General features: G+C 74.0%; 7 protein-coding genes. 1 reads left to right on the forward strand and 6 read right to left on the reverse strand.

Annotation, left to right across the window (positions count from 1 at the left end; translation table 11 throughout):
• Positions 1-59 precede the first annotated feature (59 nt).
• The 4 genes from HDR73_RS06040 to HDR73_RS06055 form a co-directional block, all read right to left on the reverse strand.
• Positions 60-323 carry a hypothetical protein gene (locus HDR73_RS06040; protein ID WP_012298879.1) on the reverse strand — a complete coding sequence of 88 codons (264 nt, stop codon included), beginning with the start codon at positions 321-323 and terminating at the stop codon, positions 60-62.
• Entirely contained in the window at positions 323-775 is a 453-nt protein-coding gene (locus tag HDR73_RS06045) for a GNAT family N-acetyltransferase (RefSeq protein WP_012298880.1), read from the reverse strand. Before HDR73_RS06045 ends, HDR73_RS06040 begins: the two co-directional genes overlap by 1 nt.
• On the reverse strand, positions 772-3,417 hold the full coding sequence (gene valS, locus HDR73_RS06050; protein WP_012298881.1) for a valine--tRNA ligase: 2,646 nt from the start codon (positions 3,415-3,417) through the stop codon (positions 772-774). Before valS ends, HDR73_RS06045 begins: the two co-directional genes overlap by 4 nt.
• A gap of 147 nt (positions 3,418-3,564) precedes the next feature.
• Positions 3,565-5,508, reverse strand: a complete 1,944-nt coding sequence (locus HDR73_RS06055) for a phosphoenolpyruvate carboxykinase (GTP) (protein WP_094146259.1) — start codon at positions 5,506-5,508, stop codon at positions 3,565-3,567.
• Positions 5,509-5,617: 109 nt separating this feature from the next.
• Between HDR73_RS06055 and HDR73_RS06060 the strand changes: the two genes are divergently transcribed.
• Positions 5,618-7,045, forward strand: a complete 1,428-nt coding sequence (locus tag HDR73_RS06060; RefSeq protein ID WP_041464515.1) for a helix-turn-helix domain-containing protein — start codon at positions 5,618-5,620, stop codon at positions 7,043-7,045.
• 18 nt (positions 7,046-7,063) lie between these two features.
• Here HDR73_RS06060 and HDR73_RS06065 read toward each other — a convergent pair whose 3' ends face one another.
• Positions 7,064-8,728, reverse strand: a complete 1,665-nt coding sequence (locus HDR73_RS06065) for a dipeptide ABC transporter ATP-binding protein (protein ID WP_012298884.1) — start codon at positions 8,726-8,728, stop codon at positions 7,064-7,066.
• The coding region (locus HDR73_RS06070) for an ABC transporter permease (RefSeq protein ID WP_287136290.1) at positions 8,725-9,506 on the reverse strand (782 nt) is incomplete at its 5' end. The genes HDR73_RS06065 and HDR73_RS06070, both read right to left, overlap by 4 nt.

Below are 9,506 nucleotides of genomic sequence, written 5' to 3' on the forward strand. Positions count from 1 at the left end.
CCCGCCGGACGCGTCGTCCGGCGGGCCTCGTCATGCGTCCGCGTGCGACGCGGCGCGTGTCAGTCGTCGAAGGGGTCGTCGGTGCTCTCGCCGGGGATCGTGATCGTCGCCGCGTCCTCGACCGGGTCGTAGCGGATCACGGTTCCGTCGTCGAGCTCCACGACCGGCTTCCGCTCGAGCCAGGTGAGCGTCCAACGCCACTGCGAGGTGTCGGCGTCGAGCGCCACCACGTCGGACTCGACGGTCGTGACGGCGAGGATCACGACCTCGGGGAGGTCCGCCGGGGCGTCGCCGCCGACGGGCCAGCGGGTGTCGAGCTGCATCAGACGTCCTGCTCGTAGGTGACCCACGTGGTGCGGCGGGCGACCCGGTCGTAGAGGCGCTGCGCGTCGGCGTTGTCCTCCGCGGTGATCCACCGGAGCATGCTCGCCCCGTCGCGGCGCGCGACGTCGGCGACCGCGGCGATGAGCTGCTCGCCCACACCCTGGCGGCGCAAGATCTCGCGCACGTACAGGTCGTCGAGCAGCAGGCCGTCGGTGCCGCGGGACAGGCGCGAGAAGCGGTGGAAGTGCGCCAGGCCGACGAGGGCGCCCTCGTGCGCGTCGTCGACGGCGACGAGCGCGGAGCTCGCGTGCGCGTCGTCGATGAGGTGGCTCCAGGCGAGGACCGCGCTCTCGTCCGTCAGCTCGGTGCCGTAGAACTCGGCGTAGCCGGAGAACAGGTCGAACCAGGGGAAGAAGTCGCCGTCGCGGACGGGGCGGATCGAGATGGTCATGCGCGGTTCTCCTCGGGCTGCTCGACGGGGGCGAGCGTGATGCGGGCGACGGCGGGGCCGTCCCCCTCGGTGAAGGTCAGGTCGGTGATGCGGCCCACGGCGCGGAGGTCCCGCGCCACGAGCTCGAGCGAGCGGATGTCCTCGGGCGAGGCGGAGACCACGGCCTCCGCGACGGGCGTCTTCTGGGAGGCCTTCGCGTCGGTCTTGGCGCGGCGGATCCCCACCAGCGCGCGACCGGCGAGGCCCAGGAGCCGCGGGTCGGCCGTGCCGCCGGACGCGGGGGCGTCCGGGGTGGGCGCGGTCGGCCACGCGGCGGTGTGGATCGACCCGTCGTGCGACCAGCTCCACGCCTCCTCCGCCGCGAACGGCACGAAGGGCGCGAACAGGCGCAGCAGCACGTCGAGGGCCTCGCGGAGCGCGGCGACCGCGGATCCCCGGTCGGCCGGGTCGGCGTCGGCCGAGTACGCGCGGTCCTTGACGAGCTCCAGGTAGTCGTCGCAGAAGGTCCAGAAGAAGCTCTCGGTGACCTCGAGCGCGCGGGCGTGATCGTACTCGTCGAGCGCCGTGGTCGCGGTCTCGACGACCTCGGCCAGGGCGGCGAGCATGCCCACGTCGATGGCCTGCGTCGCGCGGGCGCCCTCGGGTGCCTCGAAGGACAGGATGAACTTCGCCGCGTTGAGCACCTTGATCGCGAGCCGGCGGCCGATCTTGATCTGTGTCGGGTTCTGCGGGTCCATCGCGGCGTCGACGCCGAGGCGGGCGGAGGCGGCCCAGTAGCGCACCGCGTCGGAGCCGAACTGCTCGAGCGTGGCCGCGGGGGTCACGACGTTGCCCTTCGACTTCGACATCTTCTTGCGGTCGGGGTCGAGGATCCAGCCGGAGATGGCGGCCGTCCTCCACGGCGCCGCGCCGTGCTCGAGCTCGGCGCGCAGCACCGTGGAGAAGAGCCACGTGCGGATGATGTCCTGGCCCTGCGGGCGCATCGAGAACGGGAACACGAGGTCGAACAGCTCCGGGTCGCGCTCCCAGCCGCCCGCGAGCTGCGGCGTGAGGGAGGAGGTGGCCCAGGTGTCCATGACGTCGAGCTCGCCCTGGAAGCCGCCGGGGACGCCGCGCTGGTCCTCCGCGTAGCCGGGGGCGGGATCCGACGACGGGTCGACGGGCAGCTGGTCCTCGGTCGGCGTGATGGCCCTCTCGAACTCCGGGTTGCCGTCCGCGTCGAGGGGGTACCAGACGGGGAGCGGCACGCCGAAGAAGCGCTGGCGGGAGACGAGCCAGTCGCCGTTGAGGCCGCCGACCCAGTTCTCGTAGCGCACGCGCATGAAGTCGGGCACGAAGCCGATCTCCCGACCGCGGCCGATGAGACCTGCGCGGAGCTCCTCGTCCCGGCCGCCGTTGCGGATGTACCACTGGCGGGTGGAGACGATCTCGAGCGGCTTGTCGCCCTTCTCGTAGAACTTGACGGGGTGCGTGATCTTGCGCGGCTCGCCGATGAGCTCGCCGGACTCCGTGAGGAGCTCGACCATGGCGGCCTTCGCGGAGAAGACGGTCTTGCCGGCGATGGCGGCGTACGCCTCGCGGCCGGCGTCGGACGTGATGGCGGCGGGCGCCTCGGAGACGATGCGGCCGTCGAACCCGACGATCGCGCGGTTCTCCAGCTGCAGCTCGCGCCACCAGACGACGTCGTTGAGGTCGCCGAAGGTGCAGACCATGGCGATGCCGGATCCCTTGTCGGGCTGCGCGAGGTGGTGGGCGAGCACGGGGACCTCGACGCCGAAGACGGGCGTCGTGACGGTGGTGCCGAACAGGCCCTGGTAGCGCTCGTCGTCGGGGTGCGCGACGAGGGCGACGCACGCCGCGAGGAGCTCGGGGCGTGTCGTGTCGATGATCACGTCGTCCCCGCCGGAGCGGTGGAACGCGAGGCGGTGGTACGCGCTCGGCTGCTCGCGGTCCTCGAGCTCGGCCTGCGCGACGGCGGTGCGGAAGGTCACGTCCCACAGGGTGGGGGCGTCGGCCTGGTACGCCTCACCGCGGGCGAGGTTGCGGAGGAACGCGCGCTGCGAGGCGACCTGCGCCTCGGATCCGATCGTGCGGTAGCTCTGGCGCCAGTCGACGCTGAGGCCGAGCGTGCGGAAGAGGTCCTCGAACTGCTTCTCGTCCTCCTCGGTGAGTCGCTCGCACAGCTCGATGAAGTTGCGGCGCGAGATCGGCTGCTGGTCGGCCGGCTTCGACGTGCCTCCGGTCTCCGAGGGCCGGTACGAGGGATCGTAGGGGAGCGTCGGGTCGCAGCGGACGCCGTAGAAGTTCTGGACGCGGCGCTCGGTGGGCAGGCCGTTGTCGTCCCAGCCGAGCGGGTAGAAGACGCTCTCGCCGCGCATGCGGCGGTAGCGGGCGATGACGTCGGTGTGCGTGTAGCTGAAGACGTGGCCGATGTGGAGGGATCCGCTCGCCGTGGGCGGCGGGGTGTCGATGGAGAAGACGGTGCCTGCGGCGGCCTCGTCGCGGCGGAAGTCGTACGTGCCGTCGGCCTGCCAGCGGCCGCCCCACTTGGCCTCGAGGCCCTCGAGGGCCGGCTTGTCGGGAACCCGGGCGACCTCTCCGGTCGTGCCCTCGGCTGTGTCCGGACGTCGTTCGTCAGCCATGCGTGCTCCGGTTCCCTCAGTGTGGACGGCACCGTGTCGATGGTGAGGTGCCTTCTGTGCGGGATCCACGCTACCGGATGGGGGCGCGGAGGCCGGATGCGGGGGCGGTCGGCCTCCGCGCATCCGCCTCCGCGACGGCGTGCGGTCTTAGGCGGGCCCGGCCGTCGCGGTCTCCCGGAAGGCCCGGCGCATCGCGTCGAGGCGGGCCGTCAGCTCCGCGGGCACCCGGCCGCCGAAGCGCGCGAAGTGCGCGTCCACGGCGTCGAGCTCCTCGAGCCACAGGGCCGGATCCAGCGCCAGCAGCTCCTCGAGCGCCCCGGCATCGAGCTCGAGGCCCGCCACGTCCAGGTCCTCCGGCAGGGGCAGGCCGCCGACCGGCGTCGACCGGACGGGCACGCGGTCCTCGACGCGGCGCACGATCCACTCGAGCACGCGCGCGTTCTCGCCGAAGCCCGGCCAGAGGAAGGAGCCGTCCTCGCCCTTGCGGAACCAGTTGACCTGGAAGACGCGGGGTGCGCCGTCGCCGAGGCCCCGCCCGACCTCGAGCCAGTGGCGCCAGTGGTCGGCCATGTCGTAGCCGCAGAAGGGCTGCATCGCGAAGGGGTCGTGGCGGAGCTCGCCGACCCGGCCCTCGGCGGCGGCCGTCTGCTCCGACGCCATCGTGGCGCCGATGAAGACGCCGTGCTCCCAGTCGTCCGCCTCCGCCACCAGCGGGACGTTCGTGGCGCGGCGGCCGCCGAAGAGGATCGCGTCGACCACGACGCCGTCGGGGTCGTCCCAGTCGTCCGCGAGCGACGGGCACTGCTCGATCGCCACGGTGAAGCGGGCGTTCGGGTGCGCGGCGGGCGTGCCGGATCCGGGCGACCACGGGTTCCCCTGCCAGTCGAGGAGACCCGCGGGCGGTGTCGGCGTCATGCCCTCCCACCACACGTCGCCGTCGGGGCGGAGCGCGACGTTCGTGAAGATGGCGTTGCCCCAGACGGTCGACATGGCGACCGGGTTGGTCGTCTCGCCCGTCCCGGGCGCCACGCCGAAGAGGCCGCGCTCGGGGTTGACGGCGCGGAGGCGTCCCTGCACGTCGGGCCGGAGCCAGGCGATGTCGTCGCCGAGCGTCTCGACCGTCCAGCCCGGGATCGTGGGCGTGAGCATCGCGAGGTTCGTCTTGCCGCACGCCGACGGGAAGGCGGCCGCGACGTGGAAGCGGCGGCCCTCGGGGCTCGTGATCCGGATGAGGAGCATGTGCTCCGCGAGCCAGCCCCCGTCGCGCGCCATCGCCGAGGCGATGCGGAGGGAGAAGCACTTCTTGCCGAGCAGCGCGTTGCCGCCGTAGCCCGAGCCGAAGGAGATGATCTCGCGCTCCTCCGGGAAGTGGCAGATGCGCTTGTCGACGTTGTGCGGCCACGGCACGTCGGCGGTGCGGCGGCCGGCGTCGTCGACCAGCGGCGCGCCGAGGCCGTGCAGCGCGCGGACCCACGTGGTGTCGGGGCCGATGAGGCGGAGCGCGTCGTCGCCCATCCGGGTCATGAGCGCCATGCTCGCGACGACGTACGGGCTGTCGGTGATCTGCACGCCGAGCTGCGAGATCGCGCCGCCCAGCGGGCCCATGGAGAACGGGACGACGTAGAGGGTGCGCCCGCGCATGGATCCGGCGAAGAGGCCGTCGAGCTCGGCGCGCGTCCGCGCCGGGTCGCGCCAGTTGTTCGTGGGGCCGGCGTCGGCCTCGTCCCGCGAGCAGATGAAGGTGCAGTCCTCGACGCGCGCCACGTCGGCCGGGTCGCTGCGCGCGAGGAAGCTGTGCGGGCGCCACTCGGGGTTCAGCCGGATCAGCGTGCCCGCGTCGACCATCTCGCGCGTGATGCGGTCGTACTCGGCGACGCTGCCCGTGCACCAGACGACCCGGTCGGGGAGCGTGAGGCGGGCGACCTCGGCGACCCACTCCGCGATGCGCAGGTCGCGGCAGTGCGCGGGGGCTGCGGTGCCGGGCGGGAGGGGGACTGACTCGGGCGCGAGGGCACCGGATGCGGGCGAGGCGGCGGCGGCGCGTGCGCGGCCGGTGGTGGTGGCAGGTGGTGCGTCCTGGATGCTGGTCATGGATCCGTCCCCTTCGATCGGTCTGTTGTTCCAGCCTGCAACCCGTCAGGATGGGGTTCGGGGATCCATCGACGTGAAGATGCGCCGATGTTCACGGAGAGGTGAATGCATGGACCAGCTCGTCATCGGCCGGCGCATCCGGCACGCGCGGAAGGGCGCCGGGCTCACGCTGCAGGCGCTGGGGGAGCGGGCGGGGATCCTGCCGAGCCAGCTGAGCATGATCGAGAACGGTCGGCGCGAGACGCGGCTGTCGACCCTCGGGCGGATCGCGGGCGCGCTCGACGTCGATGTCACCCACCTGCTCGCGGCCGATGCGCCGGACGCCCGCTCGGCCCTCGAGATCGAGCTCGACCGGGCCCAGCGCTCGTCGCTGTACGGCTCGCTCGGCCTCCCGGCGGTGCCGGCGAGCAGGGCGCTCCCGCAGGAGACGCTCGAGGCGCTCGTGGGGCTGCACCGGGAGCTCGCGCGGCGCGCGCGGGAGTCGATCGCGACGCCCGAGGAGGCCCGGCGCGCGAACACGGAGCAGCGGCTCATGATGCGCGAGCGCGACAACCACATCCCCGAGATCGAGGAGCTGGCCGAGCGCATGCTCGCCGACGTCGGCCACCGGAGCGGGGCGCTCTCGCACCGCAGCGTCAGCCGCATGGCCGAGGGGCTCGGGTTCGAGCTCATCTACGTGGACGACCTGCCGCGGTCGACGCGCTCGGTCACGGACCTCGGGGAGGGGCGGATCTACCTGCCGCCCGCCTCCATCCCCGGCGGTCACGGTCTCCGCTCGATGGCGTTGCAGGCGATGGCGCATCGCGTCCTCGGCCACGAGGAGCCCGCGAGCTACGCGGACTTCCTGCGGCAGCGGCTGGAGATCAACTACTTCGCCGCGGCCTGCCTCATGCCGCTGACGCAGTCGGTGGAGTTCCTGGCGGAGGCCAAGGCCCGGCGCGACCTCGCGGTCGAGGACTTCCGCGACGCGTTCGGCGTGACGCACGAGGCGGCGGCGCTCCGGCTCACGAACATCAGCACCACCCACCTCGACCTCCGCGTGCACTTCCTGCGGGTGGGCGGCGACGGCGCGGTCTACAAGGCGTACGAGAACGACGGGTTGCCGCTGCCGGTCGACGTGACCGGCGCGGTCGAGGGACAGCCGGTGTGCCGGGAGTGGGCGGCGCGCGGCGCGTTCGACCGCACCAACCGCACGACCGAGTTCCACCAGTACACGGACACTCCGGCGGGCACGTTCTGGTGCTCGACGCAGACGGGATCCACCGCGGAGGGCGAGTACTCGATCTCCTTCGGCGTGCCGTTCGCGCACGCGAAGTGGTTCCGCGGCCGGGAGACGACGGCGCGGAGCGTGTCGCGGTGCCCGGACGAGTCGTGCTGCCGGCGCGCGGATCCCGAGGACGCCGGACGGTGGCGCGACCGCGCGTGGCCGAGCGCGCGGCTGCACGCGCACATCCTCGCGCCGCTGCCGCGCGGATCCTTCCCCGGGGTGGACGATCGCGAGCTGTACGCGTTCCTCGACCGGCACGCGGGGGCCTGACGCCGGGCGCGCGGGCGGCTACCGCGGCGCGACGCCCTCGTCCAGCCGCGGGACGGCGTCGAGCAGCGCCCGGGTGACGGGGTGCGTCGGCCGCGTGAGGACGTCGGCGGCGGATCCGCTCTCCACGACGCGCCCCTCGCTCATCACGTGGACCTCGTCGCTCATGTGCGCCACGACGCCGAGGTCGTGCGAGATGAGGAGGATGCCGAGGCCCAGCCGGCGCTGCAGCTCGTCGAGGAGGTCGAGCACCTGCGCCTGCACGGCGATGTCGAGCGCGGAGACGGGCTCGTCGCAGATGAGGAGGTCGGGGCGGGCCGCCAGGGCGCGCGCGATGGCGACGCGCTGACGCTGGCCGCCGGAGAGCCGCGCGGGGCTGCGGCGGAGGATTGCGGGTTCGAGGCCCACCTGCGCGAGGAGCGTGCAGGGGGTGTCGCGGACGTCCGGTCCGCTCAGGCCGGCGACGTCGAGGGCATCGCGGAGGATCCGGTCGACGCTCCAGCGCGGGTCGAAGGACGCGAGCGGATCCTGGTAGACGGCGCCGACGCGCGCGCGTCGGCCGCGGCGCGCGCGCTCCGGGATGCCGCTCCACGGCTCGCCGTCGAGCGTGACGACGCCCGCGTCCGGCTCCTCGAGGGCGAGCAGCAGGCGGGCGACCGTGGTCTTGCCGGAGCCGGATCCGCCGACGAGGCCGAGCGTTCGCCCGCGGCGCACCTGGAGGGAGACGTCGTCGACGGCCGTGCGGGCTGATCCCGCCGGGCCCCTGTAGGAGCGGCTGAGGCCGGTGGCGCGGAGGACGACGCGGTCGTCCGCGTGCGGCGCTGCGCTCGATTCCGGGGACTCGGCGGCCGCCTCCAGCCGGGCCTCCGACAGCGGGACGCCGCGCGGCACGCCCGTCGGCACGGCGGCCACGAGCGCGCGCGTCCTGCGGTGGGCGGGTGCGCGCAGGATCTGTGCGGTCGGGCCCTCCTCGACGATGCGGCCGTCGTGCATCACGGCGACCCGGTCGGCGAGCCGCGCGACGACCGCGAGGTCGTGGCTGACGAGCAGGGTCGCCTGGCCGCGGGTGCGGAGGTCCGCGAGCAGGTCGATGATGCGCGCCTGCACGGTCGCGTCGAGCGCGGTCGTGGGCTCGTCGGCGACGAGGAGCGGCGGATCGAGCGCGAGGGCGGCCGCGAGCAGCGCCCGCTGCCGCAGCCCGCCCGACAGCTCGCCGGAGCGCTGGTGGACGCGCGCCTCCGGATCCGGCATGCCGACGCGCTCGAGCAGCTCGAGGACGCGCGCCCGTCGGGCGCGCGGGTCCCGCATGCCGTGGACGAGGAGGGCGTCGCCGATCTCGCGGCCGATGGGACGGAGCGGATCGAGCGAGGAGAGGGCGTCCTGCAGCACGAGCCCGACGCCGGATCCCCGGACGCGCCGCCATTCGCGCGGGCCCGCGCCGCGGAGGTCGCGACCGGCGATCTCGAGGGCGTCCGCCTGGACGTCCGCGCCCGGTCCGGCGAGGCCGAGGAGGCTCCTCGCGATCACGCTCTTGCCGGAGCCGGACGTGCCGACGAGCGCGAGGCACTCGCCCGGCGCGATCCGCAGCGAGACGCCGTGGACGACGGGGACGCCGCCGAAGGAGACGCGGAGGTCCTCGACGCGGATGGCGGGCGCGGGCGCATCCTGTCCGGATCCGCCGCTCACGATCCGCGCACCCGTCGCTCGAGCGTGCGGCCGAGCATCGTCGACGCGGTGGCGGTGAGCACGATCATCAGGCCTGGCACGACCGTGAGCCACGGCGCCGAGCCGATGTAGGTGCGGCCCGCCGCGAGCATGGCGCCCCACTCGGGATCCGGCGGCACCGTGCCCAGACCGAGGTAGCTGAGGGAGGACGCCCACACGATCGCCTGGCCCACGCCGAGCGTGCCGAGCACGAGGAGCGGGGCGGCCGTGTTCGGCAGGATGTGGCGCGCCAGCACCACGAGCGGGGGACGGCCGAGCACGGTGGCCGCCTCCACGTACGCCGAGCGGCGCACCGACATGACCCGGCCGCGGATGATGCGCGCGTAGCCGGGCGCGGCCGAGATCCCGACGGCGAGGGTGGCGCTGCCGATGCCGGGTCCGAGGATCACGATGAGAAAGAGCGCGAGCAGCAGGCCCGGGAACGCGAAGACCACCTCGATGACGCGGTTGACGGCGAAGTCGGCCACCCGGCCGAGGAGCGCGGCGGCGAGTCCGAGGACCGCGCCGAGTCCGAGGCCGATGGCCGTCGCGCTGACGCCGATCACGAGGCTCGGGCCGGCGCCGTGCACGACGCGCGTGAGGACGTCGCGGCCGGACTCGTCGGTGCCGAGGAGGTGCCCGGCGCCGGGCGCGCGGAACGCCTCGGCGGGGGCGATGGCGAGCGGGTCGCCGGGCGCGACGAGGCCGGGCGCGAAGGCCGCGGCGAGGAGCAGGACGACCACGATCGCGGCGCCCGTCG

This window comes from Clavibacter sp., assembly GCF_014802555.1.
Taxonomy (GTDB): Bacteria; Actinomycetota; Actinomycetes; order Actinomycetales; family Microbacteriaceae; genus Clavibacter; species Clavibacter sepedonicus.

Bases quoted from the DNA above. Each gene is read 5' to 3' on its own strand.
- HDR73_RS06040 (WP_012298879.1), bottom strand. From the start codon at position 323: ATGCAGCTCGACACCCGCTGGCCCGTCGGCGGCGACGCCCCGGCGGAC.
- HDR73_RS06045 (WP_012298880.1), bottom strand. From the start codon at position 775: ATGACCATCTCGATCCGCCCCGTCCGCGACGGCGACTTCTTCCCCTGG.
- valS (WP_012298881.1), bottom strand. From the start codon at position 3,417: ATGGCTGACGAACGACGTCCGGACACAGCCGAGGGCACGACCGGAGAG.
- HDR73_RS06055 (WP_094146259.1), bottom strand. From the start codon at position 5,508: ATGACCAGCATCCAGGACGCACCACCTGCCACCACCACCGGCCGCGCA.
- HDR73_RS06060 (WP_041464515.1), top strand. From the start codon at position 5,618: ATGGACCAGCTCGTCATCGGCCGGCGCATCCGGCACGCGCGGAAGGGC.